At 61.9% G+C, this 23,548-nt stretch carries 26 protein-coding genes and 2 tRNA genes; 13 read left to right on the top strand and 15 right to left on the bottom strand.

Features of this window, described 5'->3' with window-relative positions; genetic code table 11:
- Positions 1-33: 33 nt before the first annotated feature.
- The 4 genes from MESCI_RS21295 to MESCI_RS21280 all read right to left on the bottom strand — a co-directional run bounded on the left by MESCI_RS21295 (position 34) and on the right by MESCI_RS21280 (position 3,023).
- Entirely contained in the window at positions 34-522 is a 489-nt protein-coding gene (locus MESCI_RS21295; RefSeq protein WP_013532018.1) for an NUDIX hydrolase, read from the bottom strand.
- Positions 523-732: 210 nt separating this feature from the next.
- On the bottom strand, positions 733-1,233 hold the full coding sequence (gpt, locus tag MESCI_RS21290) for a xanthine phosphoribosyltransferase (protein WP_013532017.1): 501 nt from the start codon (positions 1,231-1,233) through the stop codon (positions 733-735).
- Between the two features lie 131 nt (positions 1,234-1,364).
- A complete protein-coding gene (locus tag MESCI_RS21285; protein WP_013532016.1) occupies positions 1,365-2,198 on the bottom strand; it encodes a universal stress protein in 834 nt (277 codons plus the stop codon).
- Between the two features lie 81 nt (positions 2,199-2,279).
- Positions 2,280-3,023, bottom strand: a complete 744-nt coding sequence (locus tag MESCI_RS21280) for a competence/damage-inducible protein A (protein WP_013532015.1) — start codon at positions 3,021-3,023, stop codon at positions 2,280-2,282.
- 399 nt (positions 3,024-3,422) lie between these two features.
- On the opposite strand from MESCI_RS21280, the gene MESCI_RS21275 reads away from it, so the two are divergent.
- Complete coding sequence (locus MESCI_RS21275) at positions 3,423-3,704, top strand: hypothetical protein (RefSeq protein ID WP_013532014.1); 282 nt, start codon at positions 3,423-3,425, stop codon at positions 3,702-3,704.
- A gap of 157 nt (positions 3,705-3,861) precedes the next feature.
- Here the strand turns inward: MESCI_RS21275 and MESCI_RS21270 are convergent, their stop codons facing one another.
- The 3 genes from MESCI_RS21270 to MESCI_RS21260 all read right to left on the bottom strand — a co-directional run bounded on the left by MESCI_RS21270 (position 3,862) and on the right by MESCI_RS21260 (position 5,626).
- The gene (locus tag MESCI_RS21270) at positions 3,862-4,101 is read right to left on the bottom strand and encodes a DUF2188 domain-containing protein (RefSeq protein WP_013532013.1); all 240 of its coding nucleotides are present in this window, start codon (positions 4,099-4,101) and stop codon (positions 3,862-3,864) included.
- Positions 4,102-4,131: 30 nt separating this feature from the next.
- Complete coding sequence (locus MESCI_RS21265) at positions 4,132-4,410, bottom strand: DUF982 domain-containing protein (RefSeq protein WP_013532012.1); 279 nt, start codon at positions 4,408-4,410, stop codon at positions 4,132-4,134.
- A gap of 112 nt (positions 4,411-4,522) precedes the next feature.
- On the bottom strand, positions 4,523-5,626 hold the full coding sequence (locus MESCI_RS21260; RefSeq protein ID WP_013532011.1) for an NADH:flavin oxidoreductase/NADH oxidase: 1,104 nt from the start codon (positions 5,624-5,626) through the stop codon (positions 4,523-4,525).
- A 225-nt stretch (positions 5,627-5,851) separates the two neighbouring features.
- On the opposite strand from MESCI_RS21260, the gene MESCI_RS21255 reads away from it, so the two are divergent.
- Positions 5,852-6,430, top strand: coding sequence for an NUDIX domain-containing protein (locus MESCI_RS21255; RefSeq protein WP_013532010.1), 579 nt, complete (start codon positions 5,852-5,854; stop codon positions 6,428-6,430).
- A 61-nt stretch (positions 6,431-6,491) separates the two neighbouring features.
- Here the strand turns inward: MESCI_RS21255 and MESCI_RS21250 are convergent.
- Positions 6,492-6,576 (bottom strand) — tRNA-Leu (locus MESCI_RS21250).
- A 375-nt stretch (positions 6,577-6,951) separates the two neighbouring features.
- Between MESCI_RS21250 and tig the strand changes: the two genes are divergently transcribed.
- Together tig and MESCI_RS21240 are read left to right on the top strand one after the other, a co-directional pair.
- Positions 6,952-8,418, top strand: coding sequence for a trigger factor (gene tig, locus MESCI_RS21245; RefSeq protein ID WP_013532009.1), 1,467 nt, complete (start codon positions 6,952-6,954; stop codon positions 8,416-8,418).
- Between the two features lie 160 nt (positions 8,419-8,578).
- Complete coding sequence (locus MESCI_RS21240) at positions 8,579-9,103, top strand: hypothetical protein (protein ID WP_013532008.1); 525 nt, start codon at positions 8,579-8,581, stop codon at positions 9,101-9,103.
- A gap of 119 nt (positions 9,104-9,222) precedes the next feature.
- Here the strand turns inward: MESCI_RS21240 and MESCI_RS21235 are convergent, their stop codons facing one another.
- Together MESCI_RS21235 and radC are read right to left on the bottom strand one after the other, a co-directional pair.
- Entirely contained in the window at positions 9,223-9,999 is a 777-nt protein-coding gene (locus tag MESCI_RS21235) for a glutamine amidotransferase (protein WP_013532007.1), read from the bottom strand.
- Positions 10,000-10,109: 110 nt separating this feature from the next.
- The gene (gene radC, locus MESCI_RS21230) at positions 10,110-10,871 is read right to left on the bottom strand and encodes a RadC family protein (protein WP_013532006.1); all 762 of its coding nucleotides are present in this window, start codon (positions 10,869-10,871) and stop codon (positions 10,110-10,112) included.
- A gap of 250 nt (positions 10,872-11,121) precedes the next feature.
- On the opposite strand from radC, the gene MESCI_RS21225 reads away from it, so the two are divergent.
- The 3 genes from MESCI_RS21225 to MESCI_RS21215 are packed head-to-tail and all read left to right on the top strand — an operon-like array spanning position 11,122 to position 14,105.
- Positions 11,122-11,979, top strand: a complete 858-nt coding sequence (locus MESCI_RS21225) for a MipA/OmpV family protein (RefSeq protein ID WP_013532005.1) — start codon at positions 11,122-11,124, stop codon at positions 11,977-11,979.
- Between the two features lie 42 nt (positions 11,980-12,021).
- Complete coding sequence (locus MESCI_RS21220; protein ID WP_032808912.1) at positions 12,022-12,783, top strand: response regulator; 762 nt, start codon at positions 12,022-12,024, stop codon at positions 12,781-12,783.
- Complete coding sequence (locus tag MESCI_RS21215) at positions 12,780-14,105, top strand: HAMP domain-containing sensor histidine kinase (RefSeq protein ID WP_013532003.1); 1,326 nt, start codon at positions 12,780-12,782, stop codon at positions 14,103-14,105. Before MESCI_RS21220 ends, MESCI_RS21215 begins: the two co-directional genes overlap by 4 nt.
- 27 nt (positions 14,106-14,132) lie before the next feature.
- Here the strand turns inward: MESCI_RS21215 and map are convergent, their stop codons facing one another.
- Complete coding sequence (map, locus tag MESCI_RS21210) at positions 14,133-14,960, bottom strand: type I methionyl aminopeptidase (protein WP_013532002.1); 828 nt, start codon at positions 14,958-14,960, stop codon at positions 14,133-14,135.
- A 243-nt stretch (positions 14,961-15,203) separates the two neighbouring features.
- Here map and MESCI_RS21205 point away from each other — a divergent pair, with 243 nt between their 5' ends.
- The 5 genes from MESCI_RS21205 (at position 15,204) to MESCI_RS21185 (ending at position 18,346) form a co-directional block, all read left to right on the top strand.
- Complete coding sequence (locus MESCI_RS21205; protein WP_013532001.1) at positions 15,204-15,500, top strand: DUF982 domain-containing protein; 297 nt, start codon at positions 15,204-15,206, stop codon at positions 15,498-15,500.
- A 191-nt stretch (positions 15,501-15,691) separates the two neighbouring features.
- Positions 15,692-15,955: a DUF6074 family protein gene (locus MESCI_RS21200; RefSeq protein ID WP_013532000.1), complete on the top strand. Its 264-nt coding sequence runs from the start codon at positions 15,692-15,694 to the stop codon at positions 15,953-15,955.
- A gap of 322 nt (positions 15,956-16,277) precedes the next feature.
- The gene (locus MESCI_RS21195; protein WP_164755014.1) at positions 16,278-17,504 is read left to right on the top strand and encodes a pilus assembly protein TadG-related protein; all 1,227 of its coding nucleotides are present in this window, start codon (positions 16,278-16,280) and stop codon (positions 17,502-17,504) included.
- A 19-nt stretch (positions 17,505-17,523) separates the two neighbouring features.
- Positions 17,524-17,949 (top strand): TadE/TadG family type IV pilus assembly protein, encoded by a 426-nt coding sequence (locus MESCI_RS21190; RefSeq protein WP_013531998.1) that lies wholly within the window; start codon positions 17,524-17,526, stop codon positions 17,947-17,949.
- Positions 17,939-18,346: a TadE/TadG family type IV pilus assembly protein gene (locus tag MESCI_RS21185; RefSeq protein WP_013531997.1), complete on the top strand. Its 408-nt coding sequence runs from the start codon at positions 17,939-17,941 to the stop codon at positions 18,344-18,346. The genes MESCI_RS21190 and MESCI_RS21185 overlap by 11 nt, the downstream gene beginning before the upstream one ends.
- 36 nt (positions 18,347-18,382) lie before the next feature.
- On the opposite strand, the gene MESCI_RS21180 is transcribed toward MESCI_RS21185, so the two are convergent.
- The 4 genes from MESCI_RS21180 to phaC form a co-directional block, all read right to left on the bottom strand.
- Positions 18,383-18,544, bottom strand: coding sequence for a hypothetical protein (locus MESCI_RS21180; protein ID WP_013531996.1), 162 nt, complete (start codon positions 18,542-18,544; stop codon positions 18,383-18,385).
- 821 nt (positions 18,545-19,365) lie between these two features.
- Positions 19,366-19,440: transfer RNA gene (locus MESCI_RS21175), tRNA-Glu, on the bottom strand.
- A gap of 304 nt (positions 19,441-19,744) precedes the next feature.
- Positions 19,745-20,995 carry a YcbK family protein gene (locus MESCI_RS21170; protein WP_013531994.1) on the bottom strand — a complete coding sequence of 417 codons (1,251 nt, stop codon included), beginning with the start codon at positions 20,993-20,995 and terminating at the stop codon, positions 19,745-19,747.
- Between the two features lie 215 nt (positions 20,996-21,210).
- Positions 21,211-23,046 (bottom strand): class I poly(R)-hydroxyalkanoic acid synthase, encoded by a 1,836-nt coding sequence (gene phaC, locus MESCI_RS21165; RefSeq protein ID WP_013531993.1) that lies wholly within the window; start codon positions 23,044-23,046, stop codon positions 21,211-21,213.
- Between the two features lie 97 nt (positions 23,047-23,143).
- Between phaC and MESCI_RS21160 the strand changes: the two genes are divergently transcribed.
- Positions 23,144-23,536 carry a hypothetical protein gene (locus MESCI_RS21160; RefSeq protein ID WP_013531992.1) on the top strand — a complete coding sequence of 131 codons (393 nt, stop codon included), beginning with the start codon at positions 23,144-23,146 and terminating at the stop codon, positions 23,534-23,536.
- Positions 23,537-23,548: the final 12 nt, after the last annotated feature.

Here is a 23,548-nt window from a genome sequence, read left to right as displayed (position 1 = left end):
CCCATTTTGCAAAGAGCGCGGTGTGGCCGCCCGTCAGGAGAAGCTGTGCGGGTCGGCGCAGAAATAGGCGATGATCTGGCAAAGGTCGGGTTCGTTGACCATGCGCACCGCTTCGCTTGCACGGACCCATTTGCGGGTGCGTGAGCGTTTTTCCTTCCAGCGGTCCGCGACTTTGTCGACATGCAGCGGAAACACCAGGACCTCGCACGGGACTTCTTCGCCGGAAGCCAGCGCCTTGGCGTAGAAGTAACGGCCGGCTTCAAGATGAGAGACACGGCCGCGCAGCCCGGCCTCCTCGCCGGCTTCGCGCGCCGCGGCCTCGCAGAGCGGCTCCCTGGCCTCTGGCCAACCCTTGGGCAAAACCCAACGGCCGGTATCGCGGCTGGTGATCAGCATGATTTCGACGCCGTCTCCCGTGTCGCGCCAGGGCAGGGCGGCAACCTGCAGGCGGCACGGCGCGGTGCCGAAGAGCCGTCGGACCCTTTCGGCCAGATGATTGTGTGTCGTTGGCCTCGTCAACATCGAAGAAGCTAGCCCCAGCCTCCGGAATCGTTTGCCGTCTCACGAATCTTACGGCTAATTGTCGGCAATAAAAGTAAAAAATTTCATTCGCCTGGCCAATTTCCGCCAATAGACGTCGATTTCGCGAAATATCCGGCTCTGCCGGACGTGTTTGCGAAAGCAAATCCATCCCCGGTGCAAGCTGCTGGTCTGTAACAGGGTAGTTGCGAATCAGCCGGCGTGGTCGTCGGCGATCGGCTTCTGGTAGGTGAAGCCCATATCCCACGGGAAATAGATCCAGGTGTCCTGGCTGACTTCGGTGACGAAAGTATCGACCAGCGGCCTGCCTTTCGGCTTGGCATAGACGGTGGCGAAATGCGCCCTGGGCATCATCGCGCGCACGATGCCCGCCGTCTTGCCGGTGTCGGTCAGGTCGTCGATGATCAGCACGCCGGCGCCGTCTTCGGCGAGCAGGGCAGGGGTGATCTCCTTGAGGACCTGCAGCTGCCCCTGGCTGGTATAATCGTGATAGGAGGCGACGCAGACGGTTTCGATGACGCGGATGCCAAGTTCACGCGAGATGATCGCCGCCGGCACCAACCCGCCTCGCGTGATGCAGACGATCGCTTTCCATTGCCCTTTGTTGGCGCCGGCAAGCCGCCAGGCGAGTGCGCGAGCGTCGCGATGGAACTGGTCCCAGGAGACCGGAAAGGCTTTTTCGGGAAGGGACATGTCGCGCACTCCACAGCACGCGGGGATCGCGCGCAAGAAAACAGGGGAATGCGCGCGGAATTAGCTGGAAAGCCCCCATCTTGGCAAGAGCAGGGGCCTTGGCAAGGCAAGGGCCAGCGATCGCCGTGGGCTTATCGCGACAGGAAGGCTGCCACCGGCGCGGTGCGCAGCACGCTGCGCGTCACGCCGCCGAACAGAAGCTGGCGCAGCCATGAATGGCTGTAGGCGCCGAGCACCAGCAGATCGGCGCCGGTCTCCGCGATCCTGGTCTGGATGATGTCATCGACCGAACTGCCGCCCGACTGCTGCACCGAGACGCTGACGGTGGCGCCGTGGCGCGACAGCGCCGCCGCGATTTCGGCGCCGGCGGCCTCCGGGCTGTCGTCGAGCGTTTCAGGAGGGTCGATAACCAATATGTCGGTCTTCTCGGCTTCGATCATGAAGGGCAGCGCGTCGAAGGCGGCGCGCGCCGCTTCCTTGCTGCCGTTCCAGGCGAGCAAGACGCGTTTGAAGGTGGTGATCAGCGGACCCTCGTGCGGCACCACCAATACCGGCCGGCCGGCATCGTAGACCAGCGTGTCTACGTCCGCGCTGGAATCGCCGCCCGTTTCGCGCTGCGCTGCTATGATCAGGTCGGCGGCCCGCACGCTCGAAATCCCGGTCAGCGCGCTGTCACCCGAAAAGCTCTCCAGGCTTCGCCACTCGAAGGAAAGACCGGAATCCTCGATATGCCTGAGAAACAGCGTCCTCAATTTCTCGGCCCGTTCCCGGTTCATGTCTGCCGAAACCTGCAGGAATTCGGTGTCGGGAAAGCCTGTGGCAGAGGTGTAGGGCACGGGAAGCGTTTCGGCGTGGATGCCGACCAGATGGCTCTGGAACCGGGTGGCGAGCGGAATGGCGCAGTCGAGCACGCGCTCGGCGTCCTGCTCGTTCTGCAGAATGGCGACGATGGTTTTGAATCGCATGACAATCCCTCAGTTTACGAGCTGGCGAACTCGTGCCGGGGAAACGTTGCAGCGTCGTGCTTTGTTCCGGTCTGGACCAGATCAGCCGGGATTGTTGGCGAAGCCGGCGACCATCGCCTCGACATCGGCGCGGGCAGCGTCCAGCGCCTCCTGGCTGCGGGCACGCACGACCAGTTCGGTCCAGAACTTGCCATCGCCATATTTCGGGTAGGAGCCGATGATCGTATCGGGATGCGCTTTCTGGATATCACCCAGCGGCCCCCCGATGAGGCCTTCGCCGAACGGGCAGGGCACGGTCGCCGACAGCATCTTTGTGCCGGCCTTCAGCGTCGGCACGACATTGTCGAGCATGGCCTGGAAAATCGACGGCACGCCAGCCATGACGTGGACGTTGCCGATGCGGAAGCCAGGCGCGACCGACACCGGATTGTCGATGAGATCGGCGCCGCGCGGCATCCGTGCCATGCGCTTGCGGGCCTCGGTATATTCGATGCCGCGCGCGGCATAGCTTGCTTCCAGCATCGCATAGGCCCGGGCATCGTATTCGCAAGGCACGCCAAAGGCCTTGGAGATGGAATCGGCCGTGATGTCGTCATGCGTTGGCCCGATGCCGCCGGTAGTGAACACATAAGTGTAACGCGCGCGCACGGCGTTCACCGCCGCGATGATCTCGTCTTCCTCGTCCGGGACGATGCGCACTTCCTTCAGGTCGATGCCGATCGCCGTCATGACGTCGGCGAGATGGCCGATGTTCTTGTCCTTGGTGCGGCCGGACAGAATTTCATCGCCGATGACGAGCATGGCGGCGGTCACGATTTCAGGCATGGGAAGCTCCGGCAAGCGAGTGGCCCGGGAAGGCGAGTGGTCTGAGATAGCGCGGCGCGGCGGTGGCCGCAATGTCATCTCCGCGGCGCCGGCTTCCCTGCCCGACTACATGACCGCCGGAGGTGGATGGCTCGGTCGAAGCCAACTCGTTTCCACACCATGTTCTGCGATAACGTGGCGGTCGAGCAAGATCTCGGTCACATCGACGGGTGCTATGGCAAGGGGCACTTGCCGGAATTCATGGCCCGGAGCGAACCGCCGCATCCATCGAGCGCATCGCCAGCCGGGCTTTGCGATCGGGGCCTCACCTCAGCTTCACGACAATTTCAAGGAACCATTCGGCTGACTACCGGGTTTTATGAGTGTCGCACCAAGGCGGCTAAGATACGGAGTGATTCAATGGTTACAAAACTTCTCGCAGCATCCGTCCTGACGATCGGTCTCGCCACATCGGCGATGGCGCAGTCACTGGACGACAGGTACTCAAACAATCATGACTGGTGGCTGTTCGGTAACAACGACCAGACAACTGTCGACCCCTACACCACGGGAAGCATCAGTGACGGCTCCGGGTTGAACACCCAAGGCAACACCGGCGCTATTGGCCCATGTGCCCACAACACACCAGGCCCGGACGCTAACGCAGGGCAAAACGTCAACGATCAGTATTGCGGCAAATAGCCAGAACGTGATTTCCGAAAAGCGCACGCCGATTTTCTGGAAATCCATGTTCGAGGGCTAGTCCGCAAGGACAGCCGCTGGCCGCTGGCGCGTCCTCTCCGGACGGCGCTGCGGTCGGCGCTCCGTCGAACCGCTCCACATCAACCGCGATACCGAATCAATCCGAGACTTCTGTCTGCGGCCGGTCGCGGCCGTCGGCCAGTTCCTCATGCCATTTTCCCTCGGCGTCCTCATACTGGATGCCGTCCGTCGCTCCGGCGACCTGCTGCTCGGCCGAGGCGATTTCGGCGGCGCGCAACGCGTCCTGATGCGTGGGAAACGTCTCGGAAAAGGTCGCTCCGACCTTGTAGGCCCAGCCGCCGTCATGTTCGACGATCTTGTAAGTCAGCTTCGCCATGAAAAACCTCCGGTTGAAAGGTCCGTCTGCTCAATGCAGTCGGTCGTCGGGCAGTCTGTCGTCGGGCACCAGCACTTCCGATTCCTTGGCGGCTTCAATCAGCGCCCGGCGCGCATCTGCTGTCGAACGATAACCTTCCAGCACTTTGAGGCAAGTGTCGAGGGCATCACGATGGCGCGGGCCGCGATTGAGCGGCCACACCGTCATCAGGCACTCCGCGGCCTCCTGGGCGCTGCGGATGTGGCGATATTTGCCGACGTGGCCAAGTTCGACGACGACCGGCACTTCAAAAGGTTTGTTGTCCATCATGGCCGCAACGCAAAGCAGCCAATTTGGTTGCAACCATGGCCGTCAGCCTGCGCCCAAACGTCTCAGAGGCTGTTTGAAGGCTCTACAGCGCCGTGTCGGGAGCGCGAACCGTTCAGCCCGCCGCCTTCATCCAATGCTGCATCGTGGTCACCGAACGGGCAAGTTGTGGCGCCGGGTGGATTGTCTCGCTGAATGTCGCCGCCGCACGCCACCCCCAGCGCGGATCAGCCAGGAAGGCCCGCGCCAGCGCCACCATGTCGGCGCGGCCCTCGGTGACGATCGCTTCGGCCTGTTTGGGGTCGTCGATCAGGCCGACGGCGCGGGTCGGAATATCAGCGCCCTTGCGCACCGCCTCCGCCAGATGCACCTGATAGCCGGGGCCGGTGGGCAATTTCTGCAACGGCGAATTGCCGCCGCTCGAACAGCAGAGATAGGCAACGCCCTCGTCCTTCAGCGCTTTGGCCACTTCGATCGCGTCCGCCACGTCGAAGCCGCCGTCGACCCAATCCTTCACCGACAGCCTTGCGCCGAGCATCAGCTTTGGCACCGCCTTGCGCACCACCTTGGTGATTTCGACGGCAAAACGCATGCGGTTTTCCAGCGAGCCACCCCAGCGGTCCGTGCGCTGGTTGGACAAGGGCGACAGGAACTGGAAGATCAAATAGCCATGCGCGGCGTGCAGTTCGAGGAAATCGAAGCCGGCGCGTTCGGCTCGCCTTGCCGCCTCGGCGAAGCGCTCGATCAGCTGTAGGATCTCCTCGTCCTCCAGAGCGTGCGGCACGTTCCAGCCGGTGTCGTAGGGGATGGCCGAGGCGGAGACGGTCTGCCAGGGATCCTCGTTTGGCTTCAGTGGCCCGCCGCCCTCCCACGGCTTGCGGTTCGAAGCCTTGCGGCCGGCATGGGCGAGTTGGGAGCCGAATTTCGTGCCGGGTGCGGCGACGCGTCGTGCAGCGTCCAGCGCCCGGCGGGCGGCCGCTTCATTGTCTTCGGAGTAAAGGCCGAGGCAGCCATGGGTGATACGCCCGCGCCGCTCGACGTCGGTCATCTCGACCGTGACCATGCCGGCGCCGGACATTGCGAGGTTCATCCAGTGATGGAGATGCCAGTCGCTGGCCGAGCCGTCCTCGGCGGAATACTGGCACATCGGCGCGACGGCGATGCGGTTGGGGAAGGTGAGGCCGTCGAGAGTGATCGACTGGAAAAGCGACGCTGTCATGAGAAACTCCGGGAGGGTTCGCAGCTATTTAGGCGACCGATGGCGCCTGCGCCAGACACGAGGCGGTGAAAGGGCTTCTGGACCAATCACGGGCGGGATTGCCGAAATGCCGGTTCGCGGCTACGCCTCGGCCAGGCATGTCTCCCAAAAGTGGCTCCGGTTTTGGGAGAACGACAGGCATACACAGGAGCATGAAGCGCGACGCGCTTTAGCATGGAGACCGGGATGGAAGATCGTATTCGCGTCCGTTCGGAGGAAATCCTCTCCGACGACTGGGCCATCCTGAAGAAGACCGTCCTCGACTACCGCCGGCGCGACGGTCAGTGGGAGACGCAAATCCGCCAGACCTATGATCGCGGCGATGGTGCGGTGATCCTGCCTTACGACCCCTTGCGTTCGACCGTGCTTCTGGTGCGCCAGTTCCGCTATCCCGCTTACGTCACCGGCCACCGCGAGCCGCTGATCGAGGCCTGTGCCGGCCTGTTGGACGAAAACGATCCAGAGACCGCCATCCGCAAGGAAGCCGAGGAAGAGCTGGGTTATCGCTTGAAGGATATCGAGCGGCTGTTTTCGCCCTATATGAGCCCCGGCAGCGTCACCGAACGGCTCTGGTTTTTCATCGCCCGCTATTCACCCGCCGACCGCATCTCGGCCGGCGGCGGCGCGCAAGAAGAGGGCGAGGACATCGAGGTTCTGGAAATGCCGCTCGACGAGGCGCTGGCCGGCATCGCCGATGGCCGTATCGTCGACGCCAAGACCATCATCTTGATCCAGCATCTGAAGCTCAATCCGATGCCTGCCTGAACGGCGCCGGTCCTCCTTCGCCAGGGCTTTCGGGTCGCCCGCCACCCGAAAGCTCGAAGGGTGGTGCGGATGAAGGGACTCGAACCCCCACGCCTTTCGGCACTGGAACCTAAATCCAGGGCGTCTACCAGTTCCGCCACATCCGCATGGACCGGCAATCCCATGTGGCCATCATTCTGTCAATGTCAGAGACAAGATGTGGCCCAGCGACAAGATGTGGGGCAGGCCCCGAATGCCGGTTATTGGCTGGGATGCGAAGACTGTTGAAAATTGGCCTCGCCTGTGACAAAAGGCGTGTCAAATGTGACGGGACGCGACGATCCGCTTCTGCAGAATGTGATAAGAAGTAGGAAAAACAAGAACTTATTCACATTTTGGAACGCAGTTTGGGAGAGTTTGAGCCGGGTTTTCGGTCAAATCGCCAGGTTCCGTACCAAAAGCCATTCCCGGCAAGAATATACCGGCAGGCTGTGAACGGCAGAGGCCGTGGCAGTCTCATTGGTGAAAACAAAGGTTTTACGATGCAGGTCACCGAAACGCTCAACTCCGGTCTCAAGCGAGAGATCAAGATCACCGTGCCGGCCGGTGACATGGAAGCCAAGCTGATGGCGCGGCTTTCGGATGCCCGCAACAAGGTCCGCATCAACGGCTTCCGTCCAGGCAAGGTGCCGGTGCAGCACCTGCGCAAGGTCTACGGCAAGTCGTTCATGGCCGAAGTGGTCAACGAAATCCTCAACGATTCGACCCGTTCGATCATTACCGGGCGTGGTGAAAAGGCTGCCATGCAGCCCGAAGTCATCATGACCGAGGACGAGAAGGAAGCCGAGAAGATCCTGGCCGGCGGCGCCGACTTCGAATTCCGCCTCAACTACGAGATCATCCCGGCGATCGAGATCAAGGACTTTTCCGACATCAAGGTGACGCGCCAGGTGTTCGACGTGCCTGATGCCGAGATCGACGAGCAGGTCCAGCGCGTTGCCGAATCGGCGCGCAGCTACGAGCCGAAGACCGGCAAGGCCGCCAATGGCGACCGTGTCACCATCGACTATGTCGGCAAGATCGACGGCGAGGCCTTCAATGGCGGCGCCGGCACCGATCAGCCGCTGGTGCTAGGCTCGAAGGAATTCATCCCCGGCTTCGAGGATCAGCTTGTCGGCGCCAAGGCCGGTGACGAAAAGCAGGTCACCGTGACTTTCCCGGAAAACTACCAGGCGGCGCATCTGGCCGGCAAGGAAGCGACCTTCGATGTCACCGTCAAGGAAGTGTCCCAGCCCGGCGCGCTGGAAATCAACGACGAGACCGCCAAGAACCTCGGCCTGGAGTCGCTGGAGCGCCTGCGCGACGTCGTGCGCGGCCAGATCGAGAACCAGTTCGGCGCCATGACGCGCCAGAAGGTCAAGCGCCAGCTGCTCGACCAGCTCGATGCGGCTTATTCGTTCGAGGCGCCGTCGAAGCTCGTCGACGCCGAGTTCAACAACATCTGGGCGCAGGTCAATCGTGATCTGGAAGCAGCCGGACGCACCTTCGCCGACGAAGAGACGACGGAAGAAGAGGCGCGCGCCGAGTATCTGCGGCTTGCCGAGCGCCGCGTGCGCCTCGGGCTGGTGCTGGCTGAAATCGGCGAGAAGGCCGGCGTGACCGTATCGGACGAAGAGCTGCAGCGCGGCCTGTTCGAACAGGTGCGGCGCTATCCGGGCAACCAGCAGCAGGAAGTCTTCGAATTCTACCGCAACAACCCGGAAGCGTTGAACACGCTGCGGGCGCCGATGTTCGAGGAAAAGGTGGTCGACCATCTGCTCGGTCAGATTTCGGTCACCGACGTCAAGGTCAGCAAGGAAGAGCTGATGGCCGACGACGAAGAGGACGAGACCGCCGTCAAGGCGAAGCCGGCGAAGAAAGCCGCCGCCAAGAAGGCCGACGCCAAGACGGCCGACGACGCGGAAGAGCCCAAGAAGAAGGCCGCGCCGAAGAAGAAGGCCGCCGAATAACACCAGCGCTCCGCTGAAACAGGAAGGCCGCCCTCGAGGCGGCCTTTTTCGTTGCCAAACTGCAACAGCCGCCATGCTTCGCGAGCGACGGCCTGTGGCGACCAAGCTTTGATCATTATCTGCGCTTCTATTGCAAGCCGCTTGGTTGTTGGAGGGCGTGTTGAGACTGTTCGTCGAATTGGGACACGCTTCGGCAATCGCGCTGATCCTTATCTCGGTCTGCGGCATTGCCCAGGCCGGCACGGTGCCTGACAACTGGCGCTTCGGTACGAGTGAAGACGGCCTCGTGACGGCCTCGCTCTACGCCACCAACAAGCTGATCACCGGCGGCGGTGCCTTGAGCTACAGCCCGATCCTGACGATTGCCTGCCGGGCAAACGGCGAGCCGCATTGGACTGAATGGCTGCAACTGAACGACGCTGTTTCGGCCAGCCGCAAGATCACCATGTCGATTACGGTCGATCAGGAGAGCAAGTTCGACGAAAGCTGGTCGGTCGGGCCGCGCGGCCGGATGCTGGTGCGCGATGGCGCCGATGGCATCAGGCGCCTTGTCGCCGCGAACCGGCTCCAGCTTTCGTGGCGGTTCGGGCTGCTGGCGGGGCGCGGCGAGGCCGATTTCGACCTCGCCGGGTTCGGCGAAGCGGTCAGCCAGGTTGCCGGAAACTGCAACACCGATCCGCCGTGAACGACCATGAGGCGAAGGCGGCAACGGCCGAGCTCGCCGTTCCCGGTGATGCTGATCGGCTTCAAACCTTTGTTCTCATACATGTCGTCGCCTCAAAAACGCACTTTGGGGCGACATCATCAAACGGCGTTGCTGACCCAGCGGAGCACGTTGGTCCAAAGCCGCGCATAGCCGGGCCATTCGACAAAACTGTTCGGCAGCCAGTGCGGTCCGATGTCCGACGTCCAGACCAGCGTGCGCCCTTCGCCGTGACGCCCGGTGACCAGCAGCGGATGGCCGCCCTGGTCCTGCGGCAGCCGCGCCAGAACCTCGACATCGTCGCGATCGCGGGCGACGACCTCGTTGGCGCCGAGCAGCAGCGGCCATTCGCCCTCAATGCCGGCAAAAAGCGGATGGTCTCTTGAACCAGTGATCTCGGGACGAAAGCCCTCCGGAATTTCGAGCCGGTCATCATTGGGAAGGCAGGTCACCGGCAGCGCCTCCTCGACCGCCGTGCGATGCCAGCGCGCCTTGCCGTCAATGCCTTGGAAGCTGAAGTAACCGCCGATCATGATCAGGCCGCCGCCGGCCAGCGTCCAGTCGCGCAGGAGCTTGAGCCGGTTCGGCACTGTCTTGCCGTGCAGCCAGACATCGGGATGAAGCAGCAGCGAGTTTGCGCCAATGTCGGACAGGATGATCGTCCTGTATTGCGACAGCCCTTCCATGGTGAAAGGCAGCTTCTCGACGGCCTCATGAGCGGGCATGTAGTCGAGATCGAATTCGCTGTCCTTCAAGGCGTCGACCAGGGGCGTTGCCCCGAGATGGAAGGTGACGCTGCCGAACTGGTCGAACCCCTTGTAGTGGGTCGCCGAACTCACCCAGCTTTCGCCGACAAGAAGGACTTTTGTCTTCGCCATGATCATGCTCTCCTGATTCCGCCAGTCGCTTGTTCTGGCCGGTTTCGCCCGCCCCGCTCTCTGGGATCGTGTGGTCGGGGTCGATCGGCGTTGGCGCCGGCCCTGCCACCTCAGATCAGCAGCAGGCCCTTCATGCTGGCATATCCCTTCCGCCCGATGATGATGTGGTCGTGCACCGCGATGCCCAGCCGCTTGCCCGCGTCGATGATCTCCTTCGTCATCTCGATGTCGGCGCGCGATGGCGTCGGGTCGCCTGACGGGTGATTGTGGACCAGGATAATGGCAGTCGCCGAGAGTTCGAGCGCCCGCTTGATCACTTCTCGCGGGTAGACAGGCGTGTGGTCGACAGTACCCGTCTGCTGCACCTCGTCGGCGATCAGCGCGTTCTTCTTGTCGAGGAACAGGATGCGGAACTGCTCGCGCGCCTCGAAGGCCATTGCTGAGCGGCAATAGTCGAGGAGCTGCTGCCAGGACGAGAGGATCTCGCGGCCGTGGACCTCGCCGCGTGCCATGCGCTGCGCCGTTGCGGCGAGGATTTTCAGGTCGAGTGCCACCGCAGGGCCGATGCCCTTGACCTCCTGCAGCAGGCCCACCGGGGCGCCAAGCACTTCGGCCAGCGTGCCGAAGCGTGCCAGCAGCGCCTTGGCCGCCGGTTTGGTGTCGGCACGAGGGATCAGGCGAAAGAGCAGAAGTTCCAGAAGTTCGTAATCGGGCAGGGCATCTGGACCCGCCAGGGCAAAGCGCTCGCGCAAGCGGTCGCGATGGCCGAGGTAATGCGGCTTTTCGTCGAGCGTCGCCTTGGCTTTCGCAGCAGGCCGCATCGGCGCTTCGGAGAAGAAACTCCGCTCGTCATCGTCGCTTGTGTTCCCCATACCCCGCCCACATTGCTCCGGCACAGACATTTAGAGCTGTTCTGGCCTGGATTGAAACAGTTCCGTTCTCCGATCGCGAGACGATCCACGGCAGATCGTGGCAGCCCACTGTCAGCCTAGGGCCTCCCTATACGGCAAGATGAAACCACGATTGCGCAACAAAACTTAACATCACTTAACGCATGCGGCCACTTTCACCTGACATGGTGACGCCATCGGAGGCTCTTTGCCTCGCTATACTGGAGCACGCATGTTCGCCAAAATTGACTCTGGACTATTTGCCGGCCGGGCATCTCTTGCGGTCATGGCAATCCTGCTTTCAGCCCATTCGGACGGCGCGCTGGCGGCAGACGCCATTGCGGTGAATTCCGACGATTTTACCCTGCCGCCCGAGCCTTCCCGTTTCGGGCGCTTCGAACAGAAACTGTCCGACTGGCACGTCGTGCTCGGCGGCGGCGCCATCATCGTCCCCAAATACGAGGGCAGCAATGAGTTCAAGATCATGCCGGTGCCTTTCGTCACGGCGACATTCCTCGACACGGTGACGATCGATCCGACTGGTGCCAACATCGCCGTTTATGAACAAGGACCGTTCGCCTTCAGCGCGCGGCTTGGCTATGAGATGGGCCGCAAGGAAGACGACTCCGACCATCTGCGCGGCTTGGGGGATGTCGACATGGGCGCGACGGTCGGCGTGAAGGCAGCGGCGAAGTTCGGTCCGGCCGAAATATTCGCGCAGCTGGATAAGACCATCGGCGGCAGCGATGGCCTGGAGGGCAGGGTGGGGATCGAGGTGACCCGGCCTCTGTCTCAATCGTTGATGATCGGCGCCAGCGCGTCCGCCGTGTTCGCCGACGAAAATTACATGCAGGCCTATTTTGGTGTCACGCCCGAGCAATCGGCTCGCTCGGGGCTGGCGCGCTATGATGCCGGCGCCGGTTTGAAGCGCGCCGATTTTTCGATTTCCGCCACATATATGCTCGACGAGAACTGGATGGTGCGCGGCGAAGCGGGGGTCGGCGTTCTCTTGGGTGACGCTGCCGACAGCCCCGTCGTCGTCGAAAAGATCCAGCCTTCAGGGATGCTTCTCGTCGGATATCGGTTCTGACGCCTACCCAAGGCACCAAATGCAAGCTGGACAAGCTCCGGAATGGCACAGCAACGGCACCAAAGCGATTTGAGCGCCGAATCCACGTCGGCAAGGCAAGGTTCGCGCATCCTCATTGTCGAAGACGATCTGGAGATCGCACGCATGCTGGGCGACACGCTCACCGACAACGGCATGACTGTGGAAATTGCCGAGAGCGGCGTCCAGATGAATGCCGCGCTTCGCACCCAGAAATTCGATCTCATCGTGCTCGATGTCATGTTGCCGGGCGAAAACGGTCTCAACATCTGCCGCCGCCTTCGTGCCGCAACCAACATTCCGATCCTGATGCTGACCGCGCTCGGCGAGGAAATCGACCGCATCTTCGGGCTGGAAATCGGCGCGGACGACTATGTGACGAAACCGTTCAGCGCGCGTGAACTGACGGCCAGGATACGGGCGCTGCTGCGCCGTACAGCCTATGATCCCGACGAGCGGGACTGGTCGAAGGTACTTCGTTTCAACGGCTGGCGCCTTGATCCCATACGCCGGCAATTGCATGACCCCAACAATGCGCGGGTGACGACCACGACGCATGAATTCGACCTGTTGCTTGCGTTTTGTCGCAACGCAGGCCGGGTTCTCTCTCGTGAGGAACTTCTGGGCGTAACCCATGCCGGGCTCGCGGGGCCGATCGAGCGTAGCGTCGATGTCCATATCAGTCGAATCCGCAGGAAGATCGAAAAGGATGCGCGCGATCCGGTGCTTTTGAGGACCGTTCGGTTGGGTGGCTACATCTTCACCGCGACGGTGGAGGAAGCATGAGGGATTTCATCCGCCGTTTCTTGCCACAGTCCGTGCGTGGGCAGTTTGTGGCAATCATTTTCATCGCGGTGATCGTGATCATGTTCGTCGGTTCGGTCGTCGAGAGTTTCATAGAGAACGCCGATCTTCCCGCCGCGGAAGATAACGCCGGGCGTGCGGCCGTTGTTGCTGCCTTGTTGCAAGAAACGCCGGCGCAGGCGCGTGGCGCAATTCTGGCGACAGCAAAGCGGGCCGGCTTTGATTTCGAGATATTGCCCAAGGACCGGATAACCGGCATTCCCCAGTCCTATCTGCAATGGCGAAGTGTCGAATGGCTTTTGCGTATCGACAGGGGGACGGTTGAGGGACGCTGGATAAGGATCGGCGGCCGATACGCGTTTGTCATCGACCTCGACCAGCAGGACGTCCTGGCCCATTTCGGCATGCCCGATTCCTGGCTGACATCGGGCCTCGTCCGTGCCTCGTTCTACAGGTTCATGGCTTTCGTTGCCTTGCCCGTGCTGATCTGGCTGTTTGCGGTTTGGGCCGTGACGGATCCGTTGAAGCGCATCTCGGCGGCAGTCGGTTCGGCCGAGATCGAGAATGGCGACCAGCTCTTCGTCGAACACGGCTCCATTGAAATGGTGGGGTTGGCGCGCGCCCTGAACAGGATGAGGACGCGTATCCGCACGATGATCGAAAACCGCACGCGCATGTTGCGCAGCGTCAGTCATGATCTGCGCACGCCTTTGACGCGGCTGCGGCTTCGCGCCGAGCGCATGGATGATGGCCCAATCCGAACCGCAATCCTGTCCGATGTCCAGCACATCGAAATCTTGATCGATGAGACCCTTACCTACCTGCGCAACGATGTTTCGACGGAGAAGCTGCAGCGCGCCGATATTGCCAGCGTTCTGCAAACCGTCTGCGCCGAATTCTCCGATGTCGGATTTCCTGTCTCATATTCCGGGCCGGACCGGCTTCTGGGCTGGTGCAAGCCCAATGCATTGGCGCGTGCGATCGCCAATCTTTGCGACAACGGGGTCAAATTCGCTGGCAATGTCACGGTCGCCTTGACGGCGACCGGCACGGCGGCGCGCATCACGGTAGGGGACGACGGGCCGGGTATTCCGATGACGGCACGTGCCCGTGTTTTCGAACCATTCTTCAAGGAAGATGCGTCGCGCGGCATTGCGTCGAAGCATGGCTTCGGTCTGGGCCTCTCGATCGTTGCCGACATCGTCCAGGGGCACGGCGGCAGGATCGAATTGGAGGACAACCAGCCCAGCGGACTGGTCGTTACCATCGACCTGCCGAATGCCGCGGATGTGCAGTCGGCATAGACGGCCTCCCGCCGGCTAAGATGCGCTCTAAGCCGGCAGGCCGGGGCGATCGAGCTTTTTGGGCGACAGCGTGAAAATCTCGCACCCTGTGTCGGTCACGCCGATCGTGTGCTCGTACTGCGCCGACAGCGAGCGGTCGCGCGTTACCGCGGTCCAGCCATCCGACAGAACCTTCACGTGCGGCCTGCCCAGATTGATCATCGGCTCGATGGTGAAGATCATGCCTGGCCGCATCTCGACGCCTTCATTGGCGCTGCCGTAATGCAGGATGTTCGGCGCGTCATGGAACAACTGGCCGACGCCGTGGCCGCAGAAGTCGCGCACCACCGAGCAGCGCTCGCCTTCGGCAAAGGTCTGGATGGCGGCGCCGATGGCGCCGGTGCGGGCGCCCGGCCTGACCGCCGCAATGCCGCGCATCAGGCATTCATGCGTGACTTCGAGCAGCCGCTCGGCGGCGCGCTTGATCGTGCCGACCGGGTACATGCGCGAAGAATCGCCGTGCCAGCCGTCGAGGATGTAGGTGACGTCGATGTTGACGATGTCGCCATCCTTGAGCGGCTTGTTGTCGGGAATGCCATGGCAGACGACATGGTTGATCGAGGTGCAGGATGATTTCGTGTAGCCGCGATAGTTGAGCGTCGCCGGCAGCGCGCCGTGGTCCATGCCGAATTCGAAGACGAAGCGGTCTATTGCTTCGGTGGTGACGCCGGGCTGGACCATCGGCACCAGCTCATCGAGGCAGCGCGCGGTGAGATCGCATGCCTTGCGCATGCCGGCAAAGCCGTCCTCGCCATAGAGGCGGATCTGGCCGGTATTTCTGAGCGGGGCCGTGGCAGCGTCGAGATAGGTGACCATTTTGTCCGTGTAGCGGGTAGGGCCCTGCAGGAGAGCCGACGTGAAGATCTCCCCAGATTTGGCACTTGAGGGCAAAAGGTTCAAGGAAGAACTGCCCGATGCACCCGCACAGTTCGAGATATTCGCCTTGCATGGGCGGTTCAGCGACCCAAGTGACGACACATTTCTGGGCCAAAAGCCGGTCAAAGCAACTTTTGACGACGAACGGCGTTGCTGCGGTGGCGCCAGTTCGGGAGACAGGAAATGGACAGACTGCAATTCGAGGTGCCGGTGCGCATAGCGCCCGCGCCCGGCCTGCCGGTCGAGGAGATCTACGGCGTCGAACAGGCGCTCGATTTTCTCCAGGACTGGCCTGCGCGCCGTCAGGGCCCGATCTACCAGAAAGCCTTCAACGCCTGCTTTGGGGCCACGGTAGACGTGGTCAAGACCGAGGATGCTTGCCGGGCGTTCATGGCGTTTTGCCGGGCCAGCGGACTGATGGCCAGGGATATGATGACGCCGCGCAAGCGCGGCGGTGAGGCGAGGGCGCTCCAGGCCTAAGGGCCGCCGCCGTTTCGCCTGCCCCCCACTGCAACCAATGAAGCGCGTTTGACGCACAGGCGATGTCGCGAGCGTATCGTTGCGTCCCCGCACCCACGTCAGCGCCGTTAAGCTTCCGTTTCCACCTTCCCGGCTACGCCATTGCTTGTTGGCAATGGTTGATTCGTTGCGTCAGTCTCATGGTTCGGAAGATGTCCCCAGAAAAAATCCGTGCATTCCCGATCGACCGTCAGGTATTCTTGGTCAGAGAGGTTGCTGCCAAGCTCGGCAACCTGCATGGCGAGACCGCCACCTCGTTCTGGAGGGCCAAGGCGTCGGAGTTGCTCGATCTTGTGGTCGGCTCCGGCAGGGACAGAACAGCAGCCAGCGATGAAGTGCGCAGGTTTTTCCAAGCCGTGCAAAGAGAGATGTCGGCCGGGGTGGTTGCGGAGCCGATGCCGATTCTTTCCGCTTGAAGAAAATCCTGCACAGCTTTGGCTTCCCACTGCATTCTCCAATAGTGCGAGCAGCAATACATCGGTGTTTGCTGCCTTCGACGGCAAGTTCGCTGATCGGGTGCGAACCCATGGCTGCCTATCGCAGGCGGATGCTCTAGGACATCGATGCTCTCTCTCGCCGCCTCCCGCTGGCCCTAGCCCTTCTCGCTTGCCAGGAAGTGCGCTCGCGCGTTGATCAGCCAGCGAAGCACTTCTTTTTTGAAGCCAATGGACCACTGCTCAAAAATGCACCGAACTTTTTAGCCATTCGTTCATTTATGCGTGCTTTCTAATTTAAACCATGGCCTTGAATAGCTTCACCCGTGTTCGGCTTGTAATGGACGCCATGCGCCGGAGCACGGGCGCAAATGTCGCCACCATTTTTGCCCTCACCTTGCCGGTCGTTGTCGGCGCTGCGGGCTTCGGCGTCGAGACCTCCTATTGGTACTACAACAGCCTGAGATTGCAGGCGACGGCCGATGCAGCCGCCTATGCCGGAGCGCTCGAACAGATTTCGGGTTCCGACAAGCCGACGATCGTCGCGGCCGCGACCCAGTCCGCGGCGTCGAACGGGCTGGGCTCGGGCACGATCGTCGTCAATACGCCGCCCGCGTCCGGACCGAATACGGCGAAGAAAGCGGTCGAGGTGATCGTCGGCCAGAAGCTCGACCGGATGTTCACCCTGATCTTCACACAGGACAAGGTTCCCGAACAGGCGAGGGCGGTGGCCGTCATTACCGATGCCTCGAGTGCTTGCATGCTCGCGCTCGATCCGTCCGCGTCGCAGGCGGTGCTGTTTTCCGGCAGCACCAGCGTTAAGCTCACCGGCTGCTCGGTCATGTCCAATTCCATCGCCTCCGACGCCATCAAGCTTCAGGGCGCGGCCGGTCTGCAGGCCGATTGCCTGATATCGGCGGGCGGTGTCTCTCTCAGCAATCCCGTCACCACCGTCTGCGCGGCCCCGATCACCCAGGCACTGCCTGCCGGCGATCCCTTTGTCGACCTGCCGGCCCCGGTGGCCGCGACCCCCTGCCTGAACGACAACAAGGCGACGCTCGGTCCAGGCACCTATTGCAGCGGCATGAACCTGAAGGGCAACGTCACGCTTTCGCCCGGCGTTTATGTCGTCCAGGGCAATCTCAAGATAAACGCCAACGCGGCCATCACCGGCGCCGGGGTGACCATCTTCATGTCGGGCAGCTCGACCGTCAGCATGAATGGCAATGCGTCCGTGAAGCTCAGCGCGGCGACTTCGGGCACCTACTCAGGCGTTCTGTTCTACGGCGACAGGACCGGCATGAGTGCATCCAGCACATTCAACGGCACAGCGGACTCGCTTTTGACCGGGGCCATCTATTTCCCCAAGCAGCAAGTGAGCTATCTTGGCAACTTCTCGGGCAATGGCGGCTGCACCAGGGTCGTCGCAAATACGATTCAATGGTCCGGTAATTCAACCATCAATCAGGATTGCTCGAGCCTCGGAGTGCCCAACATTCCAGCCGCGCGGTCCGTGGCACTGTCCGAGTAGCTCCGTGGGGCGCCGATCGATGCCGATCCTTGGCGATGATTCGGGCGTTGCGGCGGTCGAGTTCGCGATGGTGCTGCCCATTCTGTGCCTGGTGCTGCTTGGTATTCTGGACGGCTGGTCCTACGTAACGAGTTCACTGTCGATGCGCGCCGGTGTGAAGACGGCCGCGAACCTGGTCATGAGCGGATCGACCGATGATGCGGCGACCCGGGCCCTTGCCATTGCGAGCTGGGAAAATCGGCCGGAAGACGGCCAGGTCACGCTAAGCCACATCCGTATGTGCGGCACGACCGTGGTCGACGCTTCCACCATGTGCAGTGGGCCCAAGGTGCCGTCGATCTATGTCCAGATACAGGCATCGGGCACCTGGGTGCCGCCAATTGCCTTCGGCACCTTTGCCGCTCCCACCGTCATCGGTCACCAGGAGATGATCCGTGTCCGCTAGGGTAAGCGCGTTGCGGCGGGATCGATCGGGCGGGGCCGGGCTGGAGTTCGCGCTGATCGCCCCCTTCCTTGTCATGCTGCTGTTCGGAATATTCGCCTTTGGCTGGTCGATGCACTCGGTCTCCAGTGTTCGCTATACGCTGGAGACGTCAGCGCGCTCGCTGCAGCTTAAGAACACGCTGACCCAAGCCGACATTCAATCGATCGCCACGCAGAAATTGCAGGCCTTGGGGTTCAAGGACGTGAACGTCACGATCGCCATCGACCCGGTGAGCGGTGGCTTCCGCATGGCGCATCTGACCGCCGCCTATGCCTTCGTCATCGACTTCCCCTACTTCAGTTCCTTCCCGATCAACTACGCGACAACCGTTACCGTGCCGCTGCTTGGCAGCGGCTAGGCTGTGGCCTGATAGCCTCGCGCGCTGGGGCTCTGCTTACTTGTACGCCTTGAGCGTGATCAGACCACCGAGAATGGCTATAGCTATCAGGATCAGCGCCCACGACACGATGTTGTGCGACAGACGCCTCCGTCGGCCGCGCAGGGCGCGGTCGCGCCAGCGTTTGGCCTGATCAGCTCCTATGTTTAGTTTATCCATGCCCTTCTCCCCACGAGCAGAATGCGACTCATGCCGGCTGGTGTCCAGATGGCACCGGTTTGGCGGTCGTGGCGCAAGCTTGGCACTCGGCCTGCTTTTTATGGCACGGGGCTAGCTAATATATTCGTTAGTGCTAATATTAAGGTTACGTTACGTCATGTTCGACCATCTGTCGGGTGCAATGTGGGGGTTCCAATGAGAGTGGCTGTATTGTGCGCGGCTGTTGTTTTCGCTGCGACCGGTGTCGCTGTTGCCAAGGAAAAGAAGGCGGCGGTCAGTGACGCTGCCGCCTTGTGTTCCACGAAACCGTCGGCCAAGAAGCCCGTTGCAAATCTGGACTGCGGTTTCACCGGAACCGCCAAATCGGAAGACAGCGGCGCAAAGGCAGAGCCGCGTCTCGGATACGACTCCAATCCGTGGATCATAACAGGCTTTTGACTTTGCACTGTCGGATGCCGGTTGAAGCGCTGAAGAGGGTCGTCTTGAGCGGCGCGCGACCCGTTCTCAGGTAGGCTCCCGCACGCAAACCAGGCAAATAAATACGGACTTGCCACTCCGGGCTTCGCCCCGTTGTCGCAATGCCGTGAAAGCCCAACTCGACCGTGCAATAAAAAGCCCGCCACGGGGGCGACCTGCGGCGGGCTCTTGGAGCGGCTACATCCCTTAGGAATCGACCACTTTGTAGCAGGATTATGACCCGTGTGGCCGCGTTGGCCTATGGTGTGATCGCGGAAGACTGCGCGTCAGTTGAAGAGAGCAGCAGAGAGCCAAGCGAAATTGCCGACATTGGGAGGGAGGTTTGCGCCAAACACAAATTTTTCTGGTACGCCCAAGGGGAATCGAACCCCTGTTACCGCCGTGAAAGGGCGGTGTCCTAACCGCTAGACGATGGGCGCGCTCAGACGAAGCGGCTTATACTGGCGTTGTGCGCAACCGGCAACCCGTCAGGTGCCACCTTGGACAACTTTTTTCCAGGCCTGCCAAATCAACGGTTTGCCGAGGGTTGGCAGGCTTTGATGATTAGCGGCGACACCCATCGTTTCGTCATCCACGGATCTTCGCGACGGAGCTGTGCACCTGCTCCGCCCGAGGATGACGAAGTTGGGGACGCTTCGGCCTATCTCGAATGTTCAGGAGGCTGGAACGATATTGCCGGAACGGCCTTGGCGGCTGACAGGCGTAGGCCGTCAAATAGCGCTGCTAGCCGTCACCGCCGCTGCGCCGGCGGCAGCGCCAGTTCCAGTCGCGCTCGGGGCCGACGTCGACGTGAACCGATTCTGTGTGGCAGTATGTGCCGACACCGCCGCGACCGGGCATGCTTCTGATGTAGCTCGCCAGTTCCCATTTCGAAACGCCGGGAACCTGGATGTCTGCGGCGGCGCAATACATGTGCAGCGAATTCTTGGCGCCGTTGGCGCGCCGGTTGCGGGCCGGGTCGCGATAGCCTGACGTCACCGTCATCTTGCGGCCGTAGTGGCCTTCGATCGTCTTCAGCACGCGCACCAGCGACGGTTTCAGGCAGGCCACATCGACGCTCTCGTTCTGCTTGAGCAGCCCGTTGGGCGCCAGCCGGGCCATGCCGGCGGCGGACGCAACCTGATAGGAGCCGCCCACTGGCCCCTCATCCTCGTTGAGGTCGACGTCGCTTTCGTCATCGAGGCCGGACTTGCGCTTGATCTCGAACAGGGCCGTCTGGCGCACGCCGGGCAGGGCATCGCTACCGGTGATGTGACCGCTATCGCCACCGAGCGAAGCCAGTTGTACCGGCTTGGCCGTGGAATTGGCCGAGGCAAGCGTGATGATCGGCTTTGCCGCTGCTGGCGCCGCTTTTGCCTGCGCCGGGGGCTGCTCGCCCGTCCGGGCGTTGCTGATGAGGGGGGCTGGTGTCGCCGAGGCTGGCGTTGCGCCAAACATCGAGGCGAGGAAGCCTTTCTTCTTTGGTGCTTCGGCCTGCGGCATCTCGCCAGCCGTCACATAGACCGGGTTGTTCATGGCCGGAGCGGCAGCGGGCTTCGGCGCCGCCACGTCGCCGTCGGCCGCGGCAATCTGCTGGGCGACCGCATCGGTCTGCTGCGCGGTCTGTGCCTGCTGCGTCAGCGACTGCGGCGTGTTTCCAACGATGGTTTCGGCGCCCGCCGGCATGGTCAGCGGAAAGGCAGCTCCCGGTTTGGACACAGGCACATAGGCGACCTTTTCAGGCAGCGCCGTGTCGCTTGCCGTCATCACGGTCGTCTGCTCCGTCGTGACATCAGACGAATCGGAGGCGGCGATCGCCTTGCCGCTGGAGGCCGCGTTTACATCCGATACGGTGGCATTGTAGCCGGGCATTCCGACCGACATTGCCGGGTCGCCAGCCGAAGTGCAGGAGGCCAGAAGCAAGGAGCAGAGCGCTGCCACAATGGCGCGGCGTTCTCCCTTTGCGAGGCTCCATCCTGCTGATTTCAAAGTCAAATTCCCCCTCGATGTCCGGTCGGCATATCTTGGCGCGGCATGCATGCGTCGCTGCCAAGGTGACCTTTGTCTCCGATCCGGAAACGAGACCTGTGTCAAATCCGCAAGCCTGGAAGTATTTTTGCAGTGATTGCCGAATTACGGCCGCTTGATGGTTGACGACACCATTTCGCCCGCTTTTGGCGGCCCGTCAACTCACCACACATTACAGTCCGTTACACACGGACCTTCACATAGGTGCCCGGAGCATCACCCAAGGTTTTCATATGCTTGCCCGGTTTGCGGGCAGGCACACGGGTGTTGTCCTTGGCCTCTATCCAGCCTTGCCAGTGCGGCCACCAGGATCCTGGATGGTCGGTGGCATTGGCTATCCACTGGCTGAAGTCGCCCGTCGGCGTACCCCCGGTCCAATACTGGTATTTGTTGGATGCCGGCGGATTGACGACCCCGGCGATATGGCCCGACCCCGCCATCACATACTCGACCGTGCCGCCGAAATATTTCGAGCCGAGGAACACCGAAAGCGCCGGCGCGATGTGATCTTCCTTGGAGGCGAGGTTGTAGACCGGGATCGTGATGTCGCCGAGCGAGACCGTGCGGCCCGCCAGTTCCATCGTGCCTTGCGAAAGGTTGTTCTCAAGATAGCAGTTGCGCAGGTAGAAAGAGTGGTTGGCCGCGGCCATGCGGGTGGAATCGGCATTCCAGTAGAGCAGGTCGAAGGGCAGGGGATCCTTGCCGCGCATGTAGTTGTTGACGACATAGGGCCAGATCAGGTCGCCTGATCGCAGCATGTTGAAGGCGGTCGCCATCTTGGTGCCGTCGAGATAGCCCTTTTCGCTCATCGACTTTTCCACTGCCGCGACCTGTTCTTCGTCGACGAACACCTTCAGGTCGCCGGCATAGGTGAAGTCGACCTGCGTGGTGAAGAAGGTCGCCGACTTGATGCGGTCGTCGCCCTCTTGCGCCATCAGCGCCAGTGCCGCCGCCAGGAGCGTGCCGCCGACGCAATAGCCGATCGCGTTGACGTCGCGTTCGCCGGTGGCCTTCTCGACCGTGTCGAGGCCGTATTGCAGACCCTCGCGGATATAGGCTTCCCAGCTCTTGGTGCCGTGGCGCTCGTCCGGATTGACCCAGGAGATGACGAACACGGTGTGGCCCTGTTCAACCGCCCAGCGAATGAAGGATTTCTGCGGGTTCAGATCGAGGATGTAGAATTTATTGATCCATGGCGGGCAGATCAGCAGGGGCCGCTTGAGCACCGTCTCGGTCGCCGGCTCGTACTGGATGATTTCGGCGACGTCGCTGCGGCCGACCACCTTGCCGGGAGTGGTGGCGATGTTCCTGCCGATCTCGAAGGGCGAGTAGTCGGCCTGCCGCAGCTTCAGGTCGCCCTTGCCGGCGGCGATGTCCTCGGCCAGCATCTTCATGCCGCGCACCAGGTTTTCGCCGTTCGAGGCGACGGTTTCGCGGAACAGTTCCGGATTGGTCAGGATGAAATTCGACGGCGAGATGGCGTTGGACACCTGCTTGACGTAAAAGCCGGCCTTGTGGCGGGTGTGCTCGTCAAGGCCTTCGGCGTGCTCGACCAGATCGGCCGCCCAGCGCGAGGTGACGAGATAGGCCTGCTTGAGGAAATCGAAGAAGGCGTTGCGGCCCCATTCCGGGTCGAGGAAGCGTTTGTCGCCGCGCTCCGGCTTGACCGCGTCTTCGGTGTCTTGCGCGGCGTTGCTGGTGCGCTGAATGGCGTTGGCCCAGACTGTCATATAGCCGGAGAACAGCCGCGTCTGCGCTTCCAGCGCGCGCTGCGGATCGGCAAGCCAGTATTCGCTGAGCTTGGAAAAGGTCTTCACCATATCGACGACGGGCTCGGCCACATGGTCGCGCACGTCGCCTTTTTCGCGCGGCTCGGCCCAGGCGGAAGCGGCCTTGCCGGCCTGCTCGATCATGCGCGCCATGTTCAGGGCGAAGCGTTCCGGGTCCTTCACCAGATATTGCTCGACGGTCGAAGGCTGGTCATCTTCCGCTTTGCCCGAATCGGGTGTTTTGGACATGGTTGGCGGGGTTCCTCCCGAGGCCTTTTCTTGACATATTAACATGGGACATCCGACCGGGCCAATCTCGCTCTACCTCGGCTGCCAAGGAAACAATATGACGATTAATATTGGCGAGACTGTTTTTTTCGGTTCCGGTCGTTTTTGCCGCATCGGCGCGGCGATCGTCCTCATCGGCATTGCCGGGTGCTCGAGCACCAACACGAATGGCCCGACGCCTGTCGCTGTGGGTGCGGGACCGAAGGACACCGGCACCTTCCCGAACCTGAACATCAAGCCGCAAGTGGCGGCGCCGCAGTTCACCGAAGCCGAGAAGAACGCCAAGCTCGCACAATTGAAGGCGGATGAGAATGCGCAGGCGGCAAAGGGCGGCGGCCCCAAGGTCGCCAACCAGGCGGCGCTGACGGATCTGGCCAAGAAGCATGGCGACGAAACGCTGAAGCAGATCGAAGCCAAATGCGACCCCGCCCTCGACCCTACCTGCAAATAAGTATATAGCGCG

Source organism: Mesorhizobium ciceri biovar biserrulae WSM1271 (genome assembly GCF_000185905.1).
Classification (GTDB): Bacteria; Pseudomonadota; Alphaproteobacteria; order Rhizobiales; family Rhizobiaceae; genus Mesorhizobium; species Mesorhizobium ciceri.
Note: the sequence above shows the minus strand (reverse complement) of the source record. Positions and strands in the feature narration are given on the sequence as shown.